15 protein-coding genes are annotated in these 19522 nt (G+C 49.6%); 11 read left to right on the plus strand and 4 right to left on the minus strand.

The window, feature by feature from the left end:
• Positions 1-186: 186 nt before the first annotated feature.
• Positions 187-1617, plus strand: a complete 1431-nt coding sequence (locus tag BUB18_RS08620) for a glycoside hydrolase family 28 protein (RefSeq protein ID WP_073079933.1) — start codon at positions 187-189, stop codon at positions 1615-1617.
• Here the strand turns inward: BUB18_RS08620 and BUB18_RS08625 are convergent, their stop codons facing one another.
• Together BUB18_RS08625 and BUB18_RS08630 are read right to left on the minus strand one after the other, a co-directional pair.
• Positions 1618-2211 (minus strand): DUF4291 domain-containing protein, encoded by a 594-nt coding sequence (locus BUB18_RS08625; RefSeq protein WP_083549618.1) that lies wholly within the window; start codon positions 2209-2211, stop codon positions 1618-1620.
• A gap of 59 nt (positions 2212-2270) precedes the next feature.
• A complete protein-coding gene (locus tag BUB18_RS08630; protein ID WP_073079934.1) occupies positions 2271-2828 on the minus strand; it encodes a flavin reductase family protein in 558 nt (185 codons plus the stop codon).
• Between the two features lie 106 nt (positions 2829-2934).
• Between BUB18_RS08630 and BUB18_RS08635 the strand changes: the two genes are divergently transcribed.
• On the plus strand, positions 2935-4536 hold the full coding sequence (locus BUB18_RS08635; protein ID WP_143159875.1) for a hypothetical protein: 1602 nt from the start codon (positions 2935-2937) through the stop codon (positions 4534-4536).
• A gap of 341 nt (positions 4537-4877) precedes the next feature.
• On the opposite strand, the gene BUB18_RS08640 is transcribed toward BUB18_RS08635, so the two are convergent.
• Positions 4878-5714 (minus strand): oxidoreductase, encoded by an 837-nt coding sequence (locus BUB18_RS08640; protein ID WP_073079938.1) that lies wholly within the window; start codon positions 5712-5714, stop codon positions 4878-4880.
• Positions 5715-5796: 82 nt separating this feature from the next.
• A complete protein-coding gene (locus BUB18_RS08645; RefSeq protein WP_073079940.1) occupies positions 5797-6702 on the minus strand; it encodes a helix-turn-helix domain-containing protein in 906 nt (301 codons plus the stop codon).
• Between the two features lie 249 nt (positions 6703-6951).
• Here BUB18_RS08645 and BUB18_RS08650 point away from each other — a divergent pair, with 249 nt between their 5' ends.
• Genes BUB18_RS08650 through BUB18_RS08690 form a run of 9 tightly spaced genes read left to right on the plus strand, consistent with a single transcriptional unit; the run spans position 6952 to position 19514 of the window.
• The gene (locus BUB18_RS08650) at positions 6952-7395 is read left to right on the plus strand and encodes a MaoC family dehydratase (RefSeq protein ID WP_073079942.1); all 444 of its coding nucleotides are present in this window, start codon (positions 6952-6954) and stop codon (positions 7393-7395) included.
• A gap of 2 nt (positions 7396-7397) precedes the next feature.
• Positions 7398-8564: an extracellular solute-binding protein gene (locus tag BUB18_RS08655; protein ID WP_073079944.1), complete on the plus strand. Its 1167-nt coding sequence runs from the start codon at positions 7398-7400 to the stop codon at positions 8562-8564.
• The gene (locus BUB18_RS08660) at positions 8561-9748 is read left to right on the plus strand and encodes a CaiB/BaiF CoA transferase family protein (protein WP_073079945.1); all 1188 of its coding nucleotides are present in this window, start codon (positions 8561-8563) and stop codon (positions 9746-9748) included. The genes BUB18_RS08655 and BUB18_RS08660 overlap by 4 nt, the downstream gene beginning before the upstream one ends.
• Positions 9720-10865, plus strand: a complete 1146-nt coding sequence (locus BUB18_RS08665) for a CaiB/BaiF CoA transferase family protein (RefSeq protein ID WP_073079947.1) — start codon at positions 9720-9722, stop codon at positions 10863-10865. The genes BUB18_RS08660 and BUB18_RS08665 overlap by 29 nt, the downstream gene beginning before the upstream one ends.
• A gap of 39 nt (positions 10866-10904) precedes the next feature.
• Positions 10905-11762, plus strand: coding sequence for an amidohydrolase family protein (locus tag BUB18_RS08670; protein ID WP_073079949.1), 858 nt, complete (start codon positions 10905-10907; stop codon positions 11760-11762).
• A 9-nt stretch (positions 11763-11771) separates the two neighbouring features.
• Entirely contained in the window at positions 11772-12800 is a 1029-nt protein-coding gene (locus BUB18_RS08675; RefSeq protein ID WP_073079951.1) for an L-rhamnose/proton symporter RhaT, read from the plus strand.
• Positions 12801-12829: 29 nt separating this feature from the next.
• Positions 12830-13897, plus strand: coding sequence for a Gfo/Idh/MocA family protein (locus BUB18_RS08680; protein WP_073079953.1), 1068 nt, complete (start codon positions 12830-12832; stop codon positions 13895-13897).
• Positions 13898-16714 carry an alpha-d-galacturonidase gene (locus BUB18_RS08685; protein WP_143159876.1) on the plus strand — a complete coding sequence of 939 codons (2817 nt, stop codon included), beginning with the start codon at positions 13898-13900 and terminating at the stop codon, positions 16712-16714. It begins immediately after the preceding gene.
• A 13-nt stretch (positions 16715-16727) separates the two neighbouring features.
• Complete coding sequence (locus tag BUB18_RS08690) at positions 16728-19514, plus strand: glycoside hydrolase family 95 protein (protein WP_073079955.1); 2787 nt, start codon at positions 16728-16730, stop codon at positions 19512-19514.
• The last annotated feature ends 8 nt before the right edge of the window (positions 19515-19522 follow it).

Below are 19522 nucleotides of genomic sequence, written 5' to 3' on the forward strand. Positions count from 1 at the left end.
CAAAAGAACTACTAAAAAATCGATTTAGCAAGATCAGATGGAAAAATTAATATAGTTATTTGATGAGCGGAAAATGGAGAAGGTTTGATTATTTGTCGACATGACTATTAATGTTTATCTTGATTCCGGAAAAAGATACCCCGGAACCGGGGGAGACCGGCACGTTATGAACTAAATGTATTTTGTATGACGACAGCAAGCAACACGTTACGAACTATTGGCGCTTTTTTTGCGTTTTTCCTTTTTATGGAATCCGCATATTCACAGCAAGCAAAGGTATGGACCTCCACAGCGGAGCCGCTTAAGGAAATGGAACAGGTACGCAAACAAATCAAAGCACCTGTATTTAAGCAAAAAGATTATAACATAACTGCCTACGGTGCAAAAGGAGATGGTGCCACCATGAACTCCGCCGCTTTCCAGCAGGCCATTGCCGCCTGCTCCGCAAATGGCGGTGGCAGGGTAGTAGTGCCTGCCGGCAGGTTTCTCACTGGGCCCATCTACCTGAAAAGTAATGTAAACCTGCACCTGGAAAATAATGCAGTCATCGCCTTTAGCCGCAACTCCAAAGATTACCCCATCGTATTTACCCGCTGGGAAGGAATGGAATGCATGAACTATTCCGCCCAGATTTACGCCTACGGTGAAAAAAATATAGCCGTAACGGGTAGTGGTACCCTCGATGGGAACGCGGATAACGACAACTGGTGGAGCTGGTGCGGTAAGCCGGTGTACGGCTGGGATAAGGATAAGCCACGGCAGCAGCCTGCACGCGACTCCCTCCACACCCTCATGCATGCCAACACTGACCCGCGCAAACGGATATTTGGGGAAGGATATTACCTGCGACCCAACATGTTCCAACCATATAACTGTAAAAACGTGGAGATCTCCGGCGTACAGTTGATCAACTCACCTATGTGGTTTATTAACCCGGTGCTCTGTGAAAACGTAATCGTGAATGGCGTGAAAGTGAAAGCCCATGGACCTAATACAGATGGTTGTGATCCGGAGTCCTGCAAAAATGTACTGATTAAGGATTGTTACTTTGATACCGGTGACGACTGCATCGCTATTAAATCAGGCCGCGATGAGGATGGCCGCAGGATTGGCCGCCCGGCTGAAAACCACATCATCGAAGGATGTGATATGAAAGATGGCCATGGTGGCGTAGTGATCGGCAGTGAAATTGCCGGCGGCGCCAGGAATATTTTTGCCATCAACTGTAAAATGAACAGTCCGGAGCTGGACAGGGTCCTGCGTATTAAAACCAATTCTTCCCGCGGGGGTATCATCGAAAATATTTTCATGAAAGATATCAGGGTAGGCCAGTATAAAGAAGCCGCTATCCATGCTACCATGTTCTATGAAAAGCCTGGCAACTTTATGCCCACCATCCGCAACATCTGGGTCGAAAACCTGGATGTGGAAGATGGCGGTCAATTCGGGGTATTTGTAAATGCCTACGAAGTTTCGCCGGTAAAAAACCTGCGTATCGTAAACTCCAGCATTCGCGGGGTGAAGGTACCCATGAAAGTGGATCATGCCACTGGCGTAGTGCTGGATAATGTTACGATTAATGGCGAAAAGGCGATAGTGCCCGCAAATACAAAGTAGTTAAGACGCGTGAATTACTGACGCGAGATTTTCAGGCAGCGGATACAATTGCTCTTGTGGCAATAATTCCGCTGCCTGATCTATTTTGTCCGCTTTGATAAGCTGATGAATTTCATGGCACTCAGCGGAGATATCTTTTATTTCCACAATCCATTCGTTCACATATTTTTCCACCGCTATCCCGGAGAGTCCCATCTGAATAGAACGATAGTCCAGCTCCTGCAAATAAATATCCTTTTCCGGGTCCCATTGAATGCGAACAGGAGATCGGTTCATCTGATGTTTCCAGTCCTGCTGTGGTCCGTGAATTTTGTGGTCGTAATGTGCCAGGCAGGAATGCGCCATTGCCCATTCAAAGCCTTCCCGTTTTATTTTTATTTGCAGCACATGTTCCTGGTTTTCTTTCGTAGCCCATCCGGACCTGTACATCATCCAAAGGAAGGATGGCTTGATCCATGTCATCCTTTCCATCTTAAAGGGAGGCGCAATAAACGTCTGGTTAGCGACTGCCGTTTCAGCAATCTGTTTATTAAACGCCTGGTATACGGTAATGGTGTGGGTGTCGAAAGTGGCTCTGATGGCTCGTTTGTTCATGTTAATTTCCAAAGTATTAAGCGCGCGAAATTAGTTTATTTTTTATTGCATACCGGATATTACTTCCCCTGCGGCCTCCACTTTTCCGGGATTGACGTGTTTTTCCCGGCAATCATAAATTCCCCATCGCCCCTGTAGTGCACTGTTTTCGGGTATTTGGGATATACCGAAACCAAAGCACGCCTGATTTCGAAAATAAAAAAGTTATAAGTGTCCAGCATTTGTGCATCATACAGGTGGCATTCAAAATGGGCGTAACATTCACGGACAATCGGAGCGGAAACGGTTTTGCCGGCTTCCGGCGTGAGACCGAATTTACGAAACTTATCAAGCTTGCCGCCGGTGGTATTACCAATACCCACAATGGTTTCCAGCATATTGGCTGTAGGAATATTGATCACACATTCCTTACTTTTCCTGATCAGCTCATAGCTATGATTAGCACCGGTGATCATACAGCCTACCAGGGAAGGCACAAATTCCATGATCGTGTACCAGCCCATGCTCATAATGTTCGTTTCGCTTTTATAGCGGGAGCTCACCAGCACAACCGGAGTAGGCTCCAGGTATTTACGGCTATCCGCCACCGGTATTTCCTCTTTTCTGTAGCTGCGCATATTAATTTTTTTTAGGAAGATGTAAATGCTGTTATTATCCGATGTTACGGTCTTTCCTTATCTTACACTTTCATATATACCTTAGTTCACATTGTGATTAGTACTCATGAAACGTATGTTCCTTCACCTTACCAAATGGATACCAGTTTTAACCCTGCCTGTGATGTTGTTGTACGCATGTGGTGATGCAAAGAAAACCAGTACCAAAAATCTTGCCCATTCGGCTGCCAAAGCGGATTCCGCTGCTCAGACCATCACCGTGCCTGATTTACCTACCGAACAATATGTAGCTGAAATTATCCGGAAATGCGCAGCTGTCAGCCAACAATTAGCTACGTTGAGTCCGGCAGCCGCAGCGGAGCTGTACCGTTCCCTTGCGCAATACATGGACACAGCCGTGACCGGCATCTCCCAAAATGAATCAAAATGGCTGGATACCTATATCAACTACTATTCAGAAACTGCGAGCAAATACCTGCCACCGCCGGATGTGGAAGCCCGGATTAAACTGCTCGCCACCGCCGGGATAGAACCCTGGTATATCGGTGAGGGCTATACGGAGTTAAGAATCGTGCCCGACTTTTATACTAAATTATTCGGGCATACCCTGCCTCGGGATTATCAGCAATACCTGCAACTCCGGGCCGATGAAGATACGGTGCTGTACTCCGCAGATGCTGGCCTGATGATCCCATTCCACGACATCGGGCTCCGTGTTCGCAACTGGGAGAAGTTTTTACAGGATCATCCTAAGAGTATTTTCACGGCCAACGCGCGGGAGCAGTATACTTATTATCTCACCGATTATTTGTTTGGGCAGGATAATACCCCTGCTTTCGATAACCATTCCGACCTCTCAACACTGCTCCCGGAAAATAAAGCGGAATACACTGCTTACGCCGACTTGCATAGCGGTACCCACAGCGGGGCTGTGGTAAAGCTGTTCCTGGATACACTGGATAAAGTAAGCTCCATGGACCAGTTCCGCGATATCATCCGCGATGCAATTAGCAACATCAATGAGATGCGTGTAACCGTTCTTCCTAAGCAACCCGAATTCCACGAAGCAGCCATTGAAACGCAGACTAAAACTACCTACGATAAACTTCCCGGGGAAGTTGCTATTGCAGAAGGTACGAACGAAAAGATTGACCGCACCCTCGATACCATTCTATACTTCCGCCAGCAAAATAATACCTATTGCATGGCTGTGTATAAAAACCAGGGTAGCAAAGGCAGCGCACCTGTATCCGGCTGGGTGGACGTATGGGTATTTAAAAAAGTGAACGACCATTGGCAACTGGCAGATAAAATGCTGGAAGCCGGCGGGGGAGGGATGTACGGCAACTCCGGCTACTTCGATAAACTCCTGGCATTTGGCCCGGATGCTACCGGTATCATTATCAACGGCGGCATCACCCATATGGGCACCAGCGCCTCCTGGGATGATGTGCTGACTTTTTCAAATGATAAACTCAGCAAAGCATTTCATATTGTTACATACGACGCTTATGAAGGCCCAACTGGCCGTAGCAGCTGCAACAGCGTAAAATGGTATATGGAACCTGGAAGCTCCGGTGAAGCCTTTGACCTGGTGATTGTGCCGGGTAGCTGTATGGCCCAAAATACACCGCTGGAAAGGATTGTTGTTAGTGCGAGAGATGGGAAGTATGCAGTGCCGGCGAAGTTTCAGGAAACGGGGATATAATTAAAAACGGGGAGCCGTAATGGTTACAGCTCCCCGTAGATTTGATGTAGTATTCGTTGTGTTTTTCGTATAGGTGTTAATGTTATATTTTGTTTAGCGAAGATTGTGTTTTGATAGACGCCTGCGAGGCGTCTCTACACAGGTCTGTAGTGTACCTGACCTTGTATAAAATCGTAAATCGTCGTAAAAAATATTCCAGTTGACTAACCCTATAAATTCGCGTAGTAGAGACGCCTGGCAGGCGTCTATTCGCGCCAATCTACTCCCTGATCTACGCTAAATAAATCACCAATCTCAGTTCATTCAGTAGCAGACTTTCATCTATCTACACACATAAAAATCTAAACTGTTTCCAACTCCGTACTCACCGTTACTTCTTTCCATTGTTCCACTTCCTCCAGCAACCCTTGCAGCTTATCCTTCGCGAGCTGATAAGCATCCGCACCAAGATACAGGTGCAACGCAGGCGTAGCCTCCGCAGCCATCGCAATAATGGCCGTCGCCGCTTTGTCAGGATCACCAGGCTGGTTATGGTTGATTTCCTGCTCGTGCATTTGTTGCACCGCTCTTACAGCAGTATAGTCTGCAATAGGATTGGCAGGTGTACCTAAGGAACCTGATGTCAGGAAATCTGTTCTGAAATAGCCGGGCATCACCACGGTGGCTTTGATGCCGAATTCAGCGCCTTCTTCGGCCAGCGCTTCGGTTAAGCCCACCACTGCAAACTTGGTGGCGCAATAAATACCGAAGCCTGGAAAGCTGCCGGTAACGCCAGCTACTGAGGAGATATTGAATATATGTCCGGATTTTTGTGCACGCATCACCGGCATTACCGCACGGGTGGTATTCAGCAAGCCAAATACGTTTACGTCGAAATTGGCTCTTGCTTCTGCATCAGATAATTCTTCGAGCGCGCCCGCCTGGCCGTAGCCGGCATTGTTAATCAACACATCAATGCGGCCGAAATTCTCCGTGGTGGCCTGCACCGCTGCCGCTACGCTTTTTTCATCGCCAAGGTCCACCTGCAATGGTAACAGGTTTTCATGACTGAGTGCGGCTAAACCGCTGATCTGCCTGGAGGTGGCAGCCACCTTGTGGCCCTGGGCCAATAATGCTGATACAATGGAGCGGCCTAAACCTTTTGATGCTCCGGTAACAAACCATACTTTGCTTTTCATATTGTTTTCTTTTTTGGTAAAGCAAAGGTAGGGGCACTATCCACCTCAGCAATTGCGGCTTTCAAACCGATTATTGCAAAAATCAAACAAGGCGGTAGGCGCCTGGGGTGGTGCTTGTTTGTTTACGGAAAAAGTTATTGAAATGCGCCGGCTCCTCAAATCCAAGGGCATAGCTGATCTCAGCCACATTCCAGCTGGTATGCTTCAGCAGGGCTTTCGCTTCGGCGGTGAGTCGCTCCGAAATATGCGCCGTGGTGGTTTTGCCGGTGGTTTCCCGGATAGCCCGGTTCAAATGGTTTACGTGGACGGACAGCTGATCAGCAAAATCGCTGGCTGACCTCAGGGAAAACCGCTGTCCGGGCGACTCAATAGGAAACTGTCTTTCCAGCAGTTCGATGAATACCGCCGTAATGCGGGCGTTGGCATCTGTATGTTTATAGAGGGTTTCCGCCGGCTGCATTTTCAGGGCATAGTGCACCAGCTCCGACAAATAATTTCTTAACAGGTCGTACTTATAGATATACTCTCCGCTGATTTCATCCAGCATTTGTACAAACAGCTGCGCCACCTCTTTCTCCTGCTTTTTATTCAACGGGTAAGAAGGTACATTGCCAGGAATCATCATCGGCAGCTCATGGGCTTTGGCCCTGCCCACACCAGAGAAAAAGGCTTCCTTGAAGATGCAGAAATAGCCACTGGTGCTATTGTCCAGCGACTCCCAGGAATAAGGTACCAGCGGGTTAAAGAAAATAAGCACAGGACCGTTTATCTCCAGCGTTTTATCAGCGTAGTGGTACAGGTGATGTCCCCGTATCAGGCTAACCTTGTAGTAGTCACGGCGACTATAAGCCACCTTTATACTACCATCTTCCGAAATACAATCCTCCATTCGGAATACATTGAAATGCCCGATGTCCTTTTGAAGGGCAGCCGGTACCGAATGAAATTTCTGTTCGTAAAAATCTTCGAGTGACTCTGTTTTGTTCATAGCATAAAGTTACAAAATTCAAGCAATATGGAAAATTTGCACCTATAGGGGCACCCACAGGAACATAGCCGAAATACCGCTAAATGCTTACCCGGTAAGTAATTACCGGAGTTGATACGCTGCCCCTGCCGCCAAGGCGCTGACATCTCCCAGTAAAATCCTCCATCATTACAGTAAAACCTGTCATTGGCCCCCAACACCCCTTAAACTAATTTGAAGTGCTTAATAATTAACCAGCGATTGGATGTCATGTTTGTAAAGAAATACTACGAAGAATTTGAACCGGACGAAAAACGGAAAACGAAAGGCCGCACGATTACGGAAACAGATATTGTGTTGCATGCCGGTCAGTCGGGCGACTTTTTCCCGCACCATATGGATGAAGAATGGTGCAAAACGCAACCCTTTAAACAACGCATCGCCCACGGCACACTCATATTTACCGTGGCCATTGGATTAACCGCGGAACTGGTAAATGAAGTATCGATGACCTACGGGTACGACCGGCTGAGATTTATTGCACCTGTTTTTATAGGTGATACCATCCACGTGAACGTGACCATCAAAGAAAAAAGAGATCACAAAAAACCCGGTATGGGACTGGTAACGGAGCTGGTAGAAGTATTGAACCAGCATGGCCGGCTGGTAATGCTTTGCGAGCACCTGTTACTGGTACACAAAAAAGATAGTTAATTATGGCCCGAATTGTATTGCAGGGAATCACATGGGATCATAGCCGCGGCCTGACTCCATTGCTGGCAGCTGCCCAGCGTTACCAGGAACTACACCCCGACGTGGAAATTCACTGGAAGAAAAGAACGCTGCAGGAGTTTGCCGATGCCCCCATTGAAAAACTAACACATCACTATGATCTCCTGATTATTGACCATCCGTGGGTAGGCTGCGCCGCAGCCACCCGCTGTGTATTGCCGCTCAATCAATACCTGCCGGCAGCATACCTGAGCAACCAGGCCACCCATTCCACCGGTGGCTCACACGCCAGCTATGAATACAACGGGCAACAGTGGGCACTGGCCATTGATGCGGCCACGCCTGCCGCCAGCTACCGCAAAGACCTGCTGGAAAAACACCACCAGCCGCTGCCCGCTACCTGGAACGACTTACTGCTGCTGGCAGTAAAAGGGAAGGTAGCCGTGCCGGCCATTCCTATCGACCTGCTGATGAACTTCTATACTTTCTGCATCGCCAACGGCACTACGCCGTTTCGTAAGCAGGAAGAAGTGGTCGACCGGGAAACCGGCATGCGCGCCATCGAAAGCATGAAACAGTTGTATAGCCTGGTGGATAAAAAAATGTTCCAGTGCAATCCTATCGCCGTAGCAGAGTTGATGAGCCGTACGGACGACTACTGGTATTGTCCTTTTGCATATGGTTATTCCAATTACTCCCGGCCGGGCTTTGCGGATAACCTGCTGCATTATGCGCCGGTGGTAAGCTTCAACGGCAAGACTTTTCGTACAACCGTTGGCGGTACAGGCATCGCCGTTTCTGCGTTTTCCAAACACCAGGACGTTGCCACCGATTTCGCAGCGTGGGTGACATCGGAGCTTATCCAGCGTACCCTGTATGTGCAGCACGGCGGCCAGCCCGGCCACCGTGCCGCCTGGACGGATGCCACCGCTAATCAGCTGACGAATAATTACTTTCAACAGGTACTTCCGTTGATGGACAACGGGTATATACGTCCACGTTATAACGGCTACCTGCACTTCCAGGATCATGCAGGCCTGCCATTGCAAAATTGTCTGCTGGAAAATGCAAACCCGGTAACCACCCTGGAAGAAATGAACCGGATTTACCGCGCCAGCCTTATCACTCACCAAACGCATGCTACCGTATGATGGACTTGCCATTAGAAGGAATAACCGTGCTGGAATTCAGCCAGTATTTATCAGGACCCTCCGCAGGCTTACGCCTGGCCGACCTCGGCGCAAGGGTCATTAAAATAGAACGGCCCATCCATGGGGAGGCCGGAAGAAAATTATCCATTAAAAATCTATGGGTAGACGAGAGTTCACTGCTGTTTCATACCATCAACAGGAATAAAGAAAGCTTTGCAGCAGATCTTAAAAATCCGGACGACATTGCACTCGTCAAACAACTGATCACCCGGGCAGATGTACTCATTCATAATTTTCGCCCTGGCGTGATGAAAAAGATAGGACTGGATTATGCCGCGGCGGCCGACATAAATCCCCGCCTGATCTACGCGGAAATCACCGGGTATGGTAAAGATGGCCCATGGAGGGAAAAGCCCGGTCAGGACCTGCTGCTGCAATCCATCACCGGACTGGCTTTTACCACCGGCAATTTCACCAATGGCCCCGTGCCATTCGGTATTGCCATCGCCGACATCCTTTGCGGCTCACAGCTGGTGCAGGGGATTATCGCCGCGCTTATTCGCCGCAACAAAAAAGGAGTGGGCGCACTGGTTGAAATCAGCCTCATGGAATCGCTCCTGGATTTTCAGTTCGAACTGCTGACCACCTATTACAACAGCCGGCAGCAACCCAAACGGAGTCACACTAACAGCGGACATACCTTGCTGGGTGCACCTTACGGCGTATACAAAACCGCCGATGGGTACATCGCCCTCGCCATGATGGATATTGGTGTACTCGCTGAAACCATTGAATGTACCGCCTTGTATGGCTTTACAAACGACCATGCCTTTGCACAGCGGGACCATATCAAAGCCCTGCTGGCGGCACATCTGCTTACCCAGCCGGCACAGCACTGGTTGCAACGCCTGCAGCAGCGCGGCCTCTGGGCGATGGAGGTTTTCGACTGGGAAAAAATGATGGCCCACGATTCCTACCGCGCCCTTCAAATGGAGCAAACATTGAAGGCGGAGGGAAAACAGATCATTACTACCCGCTGCCCGATCCGCATCAATGGCAGACGGCTGTTCTCCGACCGGCCGGCGCCAAAGGTGGGAGAGCATACCGAAAAACTGATCCGGGAAATGAATGAAGTGATAGTAAATAAAGAACCGCATGCTTTTAGACGATATACTGGTAATTGATTTTAGCCAATTTTTATCCGGACCCAGTGCCGCGCTGCGACTGGCAGACCTGGGCGCGCAGGTCATCAAAATAGAGAAACCCGGCACCGGAGATATTTGCAGGCAACTGTATGTATCCGATGTGCAGATAGAAGGTGAATCTACCATCTTCCACGCCATCAACCGCAACAAGAAAAGCTATGTGGCAGATTTAAAAGATCCCGCCGACCTGGTTAAAATAAAGAAACTCCTGGCCCGGGCAGACGTGATGATGCATAATTTCAGACCTGGTGTGATGGAACGCATAGGACTGGACTATGAAAGTGTGAAGGCCATCAACCCGGGCATTGTGTATGCAGAGCTGAACGGTTTTGGACAGGAAGGGCCGTGGAAAGACTTACCCGGACAGGATTTGCTGCTGCAGGCCGCATCCGGACTTACCTGGCTCAGCAATAATCTGGACGAAAATCCAACGCCGATGGGCGTAGCCGTAGCCGATATTCTGGCGGGCACACATCTCACACAAGGCGTGCTGGCAGCCCTGCTGAAGAATAGTATCAGCGGCAAAGGGGCGCTGGTGCAGGTGAGTATGTTTGAAAGTTCGCTGGATTTTCAGTTTGAAGTACTGACTTGTTATTATAACGACGGCCGGCAGCTGCCGGTACGTAGTGCGGTCAATAACGGGCACGCCTATATTTCAGCACCCTACGGGATTTACAAAACCAGCAGTGGCTACATGGCGCTGGCCATGGGCAACATCCTGGTACTGGCTGATTTGCTGGGATGTGCACCGCTGAAACAATTTACAGAACCAGCCAGCTGGTTTAATAAAAGAGATGATATCAAGCAGATATTAGCCGATCACCTGGCTGGTAACACGGCCGCGCATTGGTTGTCCATTTTGGAGAAAGCGGATATCTGGTGTGCCCCGGTAATGGACTATGATCAGCTGGTAAATGAGGAGGCGTACCGCGTCCTGAATATGGAGATCACCGTGAAAACGAGCAACGGCTTATCGGTAAAAACAACAAGATGCCCTATTAGAGTAGACGGGAAATTATTATCTTCCGCCAAAGGAGCCCCGCTGCTGGGGGAGGATAATGACGGAATAGACAGGCTGTTTGGGCTCTCGGATTAACCTCGTCCATCCACGTGGACGCCAAGAAAACCTGAATCGATGAAAATTGTCGATACCCATTTACACGTATGGAACCTCCGCCGGGCAGCCTATCCCTGGCTGGAAGGGGATCGTTCTATCCTGAATCGCACCTGGAGCATTGAAGAGCTCGAACCCGCAAGGGCCGCCTCCGGTGTTACGCATGGCGTGCTGGTACAAGCCAGCGGCTGTATGGAAGATACGGAGCTGATGCTGGAAACTGCCCGCAACACGCCATGGGTACATGGGGTAGTAGTCTGGCTACCGCTAACGGATACACGTCGCACGGCAGCATTGCTGGAAACACAATTTCTCAGCGAACCTTATTTCAAAGGCATCCGCCACCAGATCCACGACGAACCCGATCCACGATGGCTGTTGCAACCTGCGGTGATAGATAGTTTACAGTTGCTTGCGCAGCATGATATTCCGTACGACCTCGTAGGTGTACTGCCTGCACACCTGGAAACAGCATTGGAAGTAGCTTCCCGGGTACCCACCCTCAGGATGGTTTTTGACCATCTTAACCAACCGCCTATCAGTAGCGGGGAGCAGTCGGGCAGGTGGCACTACCTTATGCGCGAAGCGGCGGGACATCCAAACTTTTACGCGAAAATATCCGGGCTGGGCACTGCCTCCGGGAATTTTGAAGGTCGCACCGCGGAGCATATACTGCCGTATGTGGAATACGTTCTTACGCAGTTCGGCGCGGAGCGCTGCTGCTGTGGGGGCGACTGGCCGGTATCCATGTTATCCGATGATTATGCCGGCACCTGGCAAACTATACGGAGTATATTGGCGAAACTCTGCACTGCCGCCGATCAGGAGAAAATATTACACGACAATGCCTGTCGTTTTTACAATTTATCAACCGATTAATTCAGTGCCATGGAAGTGATCAATGGTATTTTCTACCATGCAATGGGCGCCTCCGGCGCGGCATTGTGTTATACGCCTCAAAAGAAAGTGAGTGGCTGGTCGTGGCATACCTATTGGTTGCTGCAGGCGGCCGTATGCTGGCTGGTGCTGCCTGTACTGGTGGCCTGGATGACCATTCCGCAGCTTACGCAGGTACTACAGGAAGCGCCCGGATATGCGATGCAGCGCTCTTTTGTACTGGGCATGGCCTACGGCGTGGGTGGTACTGCCTTTGGTATTGCTATTCGCTATGTTGGTTTTTCACTGACCTACGCTATCTCTGTGGGTATTTCCTGTGTATTGGGAACCCTGCTGCCACCGCTGGTGCGGGGAGCATTGCCGGAAATATTTGCCGCCAGCGGTGCGCCTTACCTGATTGGTGGGGTGGCTATGGGAGCAGTAGGCATTGTGCTGTGCGGACTCGCAGGGCGTAACAAGGAAAAAGATATGGCGGCAACGGCTGGCTCTTCTGTATTTTCATTAGCGAAAGGATTGCCTTTATGCCTGCTGGCAGGAGTGCTGTCTGCCCTGTATGGTTTTTCACTGGACCAGGGGCAACCGGTGGCAGACGTAGCTGCAAGGCACGGTGCCGGCCATTTCCAGGGAAATGTGATTTACTTGTTTTCCAATACCGGCGCTTTTGTAACTACGCTGGTGTACTGCTTATACCTGCATGCAAAGGAGAGAACTTTTAGAGAGTATGCAGTAGCGGGAAGTAGCAATCTTACCCTCAACTATGCTATGGCGGCGTTGACCGGCCTACTCTGGTACGGACAATTTTTCTTTTATGGACTGGGGCATGTGCGTATGGGGCAGTTTAAATTTTCCAGCTGGGCCATTCATATGATCATGCTGGTACTGCTTAGTGCTGTGGCGGGATTGGCGATGAAAGAATGGAAGAACTGTTCCGGCAAAACACTGCGTATACTTTGGATGGCACTGTTTGTACTAGTGGCGGCCATCCTATTATTGACCTACGGCAACTATGTGGACGCTTAGGTCCGCCGTTGCCACAGCTTATACACGTTATGAAACCGGCTTTACCTTTACATACACACCCTGTCTTCATCATTGGTGCGGGCGGAATAGTTAATTCGGCCCACCTGCCAGCCTACCAGCTGGCGGGCTTCGATGTGCAAGGCATCTTCGATCTTTCCCCGGAAAAAGCCGCCGCTACAGCAGCTAGCTTTCAGATTCCGCAGGTTTTTACTTCGCTGGAGCAGATGATACAGACTGCACCTCCGAACGTCATCTATGATGTAGCTGTTCCGGGATCCGCTCTGATAGCCGTTTTGCAGCAGTTGCCGCCCGGTGCGCGCATGTTGCTGCAAAAGCCGATGGGGGAGGATTTGGAAGAGGCAGAACAAATTTTGTCCATCACCCGCACAAAAAAAATGCTGGCGGCAGTAAATTTTCAACTGCGTTATGCCCCGTATATATTGGCGGCTAAAGAACTGATCAACCAAGGCAGTATAGGAACACTAAATGATATAGAGATTAACGTTAACGTGTACACGCCATGGCATCTATGGGATTTTCTATTTACGGCAGAGCGGGTGGAAATCCTTTACCACAGTATTCACTATGTGGACCTCGTGCGTCATCTTCTCGGGAATCCTGTTGCAGTATTTGCTAAAACCGTGAAACATCCGGCTATGGCCCAACTGGCGTCGGTAAGGAGTAATATTATTATGGACTACGGAGATTTTGTGCGGGCAAATATCATCACGCATCACTGCCACAATTTTGGTACAGCGCAGCAGCATTCCTATATCAAACTGGAAGGCGATAAAGGCGCGATTAAAATCGATTTTGGGGCATTGATCAATTACCCGCATGGCGTAGCTGATACGTTTCAATATACGGTTACTAACGAGAACGGACATACGGAGTGGAAAACGTTACCTGTTGGTGGCAGCTGGTTTCCGCATGCTTTCATTGGCAGTATGGCGCAGGTAATGCTGGCGGCAGGGCAGGGTGGCCTGCCGGATAACTCCGTAGAGGATTGTATCTATACTATGGCCTGTGTAGAAGCAGCGTACATCGCCAGTAAACAGGGAGGGGTGCCTCTCCGGAATTTCTCCAACACGATATGAATGACTAGCATGGTAAAAAGTATATTTTTGATGGTAGGCCTGTTTGTGAGCCTGCTTGCGCAGGCGGGTGGCGCGGATTTTTTTCTCGCAAAGCAGCATAAGGAGGTAAGCAGCAAAGGCCTGCATTTTGTTAGGGAGCAAAAAAAGATATCAATTAATTATATTTCCGGAAAAGCGGCTCCGCGGGTGCAGTGGGGCATGGATCAGTTGTCCGCCGCTTTAAAAAAGGCAGGCTATGAGGTGGTTATCGGTAAAAATATTTCGGGAGATGTAATTGTTGTCGGCAACTGGGATGCCGCGGCTGTGCAGCAACAGTTACAACGCCTTACACACCGGTTTGACATGCCGGGAAAAGAAGGATTTGTGATTGCCGGAAAGGAAAATAAATTACTCATTACCGGAACTGACGAATCCGGCCTGTTATATGGTTGCCTTGAACTGGCCGACAGTATTGGTCAATTGGGGCATTTGCCGGCATCCATCGGAAAAACCGATCAGCCGCAAATGGTGTTGCGGGGCGCGTGCATCGGTGTGCAGAAACCTTATTATCTCCCCGGAAGAGCAGTATACGAATACCCATACACGCCGGAAACATTTCCATGGCTGTATGATAAACAGCTGTGGGTGCAGTACCTCGACTCCCTGGCCGCCAACCGCATGAACGCGCTTTTTCTTTGGAACGGCCACCCGTTTGCCTCACTGGTGAAACTGAAAGCGTACCCGTATGCAGTAGAAGTGGATGAAGCCACTTTCCGGAAAAACGAAGAAATGTACAGCTTCCTCACCACGGAAGCGGATAAACGCGGCATCTGGGTGATCCAGATGTTCTATAACATTATTGTATCCAAACCATTTGCAGAAAAACACCACCTGAAAACACAGGAAAGGGAACGCCCCATTATACCGCTGATAGCGGATTACACTCGTAAGTCCATCGCCGCTTTCGTGGAAAAATATCCTAACGTAGGCCTCATGGTATGCCTTGGGGAAGCCATGGAAGGCGTAGGTAACGACGATATTGAATGGTTTACCAAAACGATTATCCCCGGTGTAAAAGATGGACTGGCTGCATTGGGCAAAACAGCAGAACCGCCCATTGTGCTCCGGGCTCACGATACCAACGCCCCGGAGGTTATGCAGGCTGCCCTGCCACTGTACAAAAATCTCTATACAGAAGCTAAATTTAATGGCGAAGCCCTTACAACGCCGCGCCCCCGCGGTTCCTGGGCTGCGCTCCACCAAACACTCAGTAAGCTGGGTAGTGTACAGATAGAAAATGTACATATCCTGGCCAACCTGGAACCTTTCCGCTATGGCTCTCCTGATTTCATTTATCAGTCCGTTAAAGGAATGCATGAAGTGATGGGAGGAAATGGACTACACTTGTACCCACAGGCTTCTTATTGGGACTGGCCTTACAGCGCCGATAGTGTAAAAGGCAAGCGCCTCCTGCAAATTGAACGGGACTGGATCTGGTACCGCGCCTGGGCACGGTATGCCTGGAATGCGGACCGGCCGAAAGCCGAGGAAGCCCAATATTGGAATAACCAGCTGGCGGCCAAATACGGTTGCAGCGCTGCCGATGGCGCCAATATTGTTGCGGCCTATGATCAGTCAGGTGAAATAGCACCCAAGCTGCTGCGCCGCTTCGGTATTACCGATGGCAACCGGCAAACCCTCACGCTCGGCATGCTCATGACACAACTGATCAACCCTTTTCGCTATGGCCTGTTTACACTGTTGTATGAGAGTGAAAGTCCGGAAGGAGAGATGATCATTGATTATGTGGACAAAGAAATGAAAGGCCTGCCACACATCGGCGAAACCCCGATGGCAGTAAGCCGCGAAGTAATAGCCCACGGAGATGCAGCGGTGGCAGCACTTGAAAAGGTAGCCCCGTACGTAACACAAAACAGGGAAGAGTTTGAGCGTTTGCTCAATGACATAAAATGCTACCGGGCCATGGCGTATCATTTTAGCTATAAAGTAAATGCTGCTATTCAGCTCCTGCGCTATAAATATTCCGGTGATACGAAAGACCTGGAAGCCGCTATCCCTGACCTGGAACGCAGCGTGGCGGCTTATAAAGAGCTGGCCAGGCTCACCGAAGGCACCTACCTGTATGCCAACAGTATGCAAACGGCACAACGTAAAATCCCTATGCGCGGTGTGGATGCTACATTTATACACTGGAAAGAAATGGTGCCGGTTTTCGAAAAGGAACTGGCCACCTTTGCCTATAAAATCGATTCATTAAAAAATATCCGTCAGAAAAGCGCAGCTGTACGTAAGCCACTGGTACAGGAAAAGGTGAATATAGGCCAGCCGGTTATAACGCTGCAACCCGGCGCCTTATTATTCAGCGATACCACTTTGCGTATAAAACAACTGGCACCTGAATTAGCAGGTATCAGCGGGGTGCAGTTAGCATACCATCAGCAGCAGCACACACCTACTGCCATTCGGTTTTCCAGTACTGCACCCGTGAAAGTGCTGGTAGGATTCTATAAAACACAACGTGGCGCATTTGTGACAGACACCACCTATGCCAGGCCTCCCGAGCTGGAAACCAATGCTGCTGCGGACGACTATGGGCAGGCAGAGGCGCGGATCACCAACGCGCTGGTGATAGACAATATGCCACCGGTAAATGTGCACACCTACCAGTTTACTCCGGGTACGCATACACTCCGGCTGCCAAAAGGAGCCTGTCTGGTGCTGGGCTTTGTAAAGGCCACACAGCCCATTCCTGTGTATGATGCCATGCTGGGTGGAGATGAAAAATCGAAAAATATTGATTGGTTATTCGAACGCTAATTTATATCCCGAGATGAGAATTAAATTATTAATAGTTGCGGTACTGGTATTCCATAACAGTTTCGTATATGCGCAGGAGTTAAAGCTATGGTATAAACAACCCGCAGTGAAATGGACCGAAGCGCTGCCCATCGGCAATGGCCGTATTGGCGCCATGGTATTTGGCGGCGTGGAAAAGGAGCATATTCAGTTCAACGAAGAAACGCTTTGGACAGGCGGCCCGAGGAACTACAACCGCGCAGGGGCTTATAAATACCTGGATACACTCCGCCAGCTGCTCTTTAACGGCGATCAACAATCCGCCGAAGCCCTGGCAGAAAAAGAATTCATGGGGTTAAAAAGCAATGACGTTGAGAAATCCAACTGGATCGTACAGATGCGTACCAGCTTTGCCACGGCCATGGAACACTATAACGATAGCGCCTGGAAAACGATGCCGCTGCCGTCGTACGATGGCTGGGAAGCCGTAGGCTTTGATGGACTGGATGGTGCGGTATGGTTACGTAAAACTTTTGAAGTCAGCAGCAACTATGCCGGCAAAGAAATGACGCTCGACCTGAACCGCATCCGTGATTACGATTATACCTACCTAAATGGAAAACTGGTAGGCTCCCAACAAAACAACGAAGGCCGCAAATACAAGGTGCCGGCGGGTTTGCTGCATGTGGGAAAAAACACCGTTGCAGTATTAGTGCTGAATTTCACTGACAAAGGAGGAATTACCGGTTACAAGGATACTACCCGGCATATTGGTTTATATCTCCCCGAACAAAATTCACCCACAATTTCCCTTAACGGACCCTGGAAGTATTTCATACAAAACGATGAGCCACCGGGAGTAGGGAAGTACCAGGCTAATTACCTGCCCTTCGGCGATGTGTTCCTGGAATTTAATCACAACGGAAAAGTTAAAAATTATAAAAGAGAGCTGGACCTGAAAAACGCTGTAGCAGCGGTATCCTATACCGTTGATGGTACGGATTATACCCGCGAATACCTCGTTAGTCAGCCGGACCAGGTACTGGCTATTCACCTGGGAGCCAGTAAAAAAGGCAGCATCAGTACGGTTATCCGGCTCACGAGCCCGCACAAGGCCACCCTGCAAACGGATGCAGACAAATCTGTTATTACGATCGACTTCAAAGTACGTGAGGGCGTGCTTGCCGGAAGTGGTGCCCTGAAAGTAAATGCAAGTGGCGGTAAAGTAAACGTCCTGGAAGATAGAATTGAAATTCAGCAGGCCGATGCTGCTGATATACTACTGGCCGCAGCCAGCAGTTACGTGAACTTTAAAGACGTGAGTGGTAAACCGGAGATAGCCTGTCAGCAAGTGTTGAAGGCAACAGGAGGGAAGACCTATGAGCAGATAAAAGCGGCGCATATGAAAGAGTACCAGCAATACTTTAATTCTTTTTCGGTCAACTTTGGTAAATCCGCCAATGACGCGCTGCCTACGGACGAACGGATTATCCGCTTTACGCAATCGGCTGATGCGCCGTTCGTAGCTTTGTATATGCAATATGCACGCTACCTGTTGATCTCTTCTTCCCGCCCGGGTACGCGGCCCGCTAACCTGCAAGGGATCTGGAATGATTTGATGTCGCCGCCATGGGGCAGTAAATACACCACCAACATTAACCTGGAAATGAACTACTGGCCGGCGGAATTGCTGAACCTTTCACCGATGCATGAGCCGCTGTTTAAAATGATGGACGAGCTCCGGGTAACCGGCCACCAGACTGCTCAGGCCTATTATAAAGCACCTGGCTGGGTGCTACATCACAATACAGACCTGTGGCGCGGTACTGCACCAATCAATGCTGCCAACCACGGCATCTGGGTTACCGGCGGTGCTTGGCTCTGCCAGCACCTTTGGGAGCATTACCTGTTTACACAGGATAAAGATTTCCTCCGCACCTATGGTTACCCTGCCATGAAGGAAGCAGCTGAATTTTTTAATGCTTACCTGGTAAAAGATCCGGTGACGGGTAAACTGATCAGTGGACCGTCCAACTCACCGGAGCATGGCGGCCTGGTGATGGGACCTACTATGGACCATCAGATCATCAGATCATTATTTAAAAACGTAATCGCCGCCAGTGAAATATTACAGGTAGATGCTGATTTTCGCGCCATTCTGGCCCAAAAGCTCCCGCAAATAGCTCCCAATCAGATTGGTAAACATGGGCAACTACAAGAGTGGATGCAGGATGTGGATGATCCCGGAGATAAACACCGCCATGTATCGCACCTCTGGGGCCTGTATCCGGGCAATGAAATCAACCTGGACGAAACACCTGACCTGGTAAACGCCGCCAAACAATCCCTGCTTTACCGCGGCGATGCCGCTACCGGATGGAGCCTGGCCTGGAAAATTAATTTCTGGGCGCGATTTAAAGATGCGGATCATACCTACAAAATGATCGGCATGCTGCTCACCCCCGCCAGTAAAGGTGCAGGAAGCTATCCTAACCTTTTTGATGCGCACCCGCCATTCCAGATCGATGGTAATTTTGGCGGTGCCGCCGGTATGGCTGAAATGCTGCTCCAGAGCCACACCCGCTATATCGATATACTGCCGGCCCTGCCTTCCGAAATTCCGGACGGCGATATCAAAGGCCTTTGCGCCAGGGGAGGCTTTGAAATAGACATGGGATGGAAGAACGGCGTACTTACTTCTCTCACCATAAAATCAAAAGCAGGACAACCGCTGGCGCTGAGATACAAAGGAAAGGTAGTAGAAACTGCCACCGTGAAAAATGGTACCTACCGGTTTGGTGCCAACCTGGAAAAACAATAAATCCGCTA

Origin of the sequence: Chitinophaga jiangningensis, assembly GCF_900142605.1 — a bacterium.
In the GTDB taxonomy this organism is placed as follows: domain Bacteria; phylum Bacteroidota; class Bacteroidia; order Chitinophagales; family Chitinophagaceae; genus Chitinophaga; species Chitinophaga jiangningensis.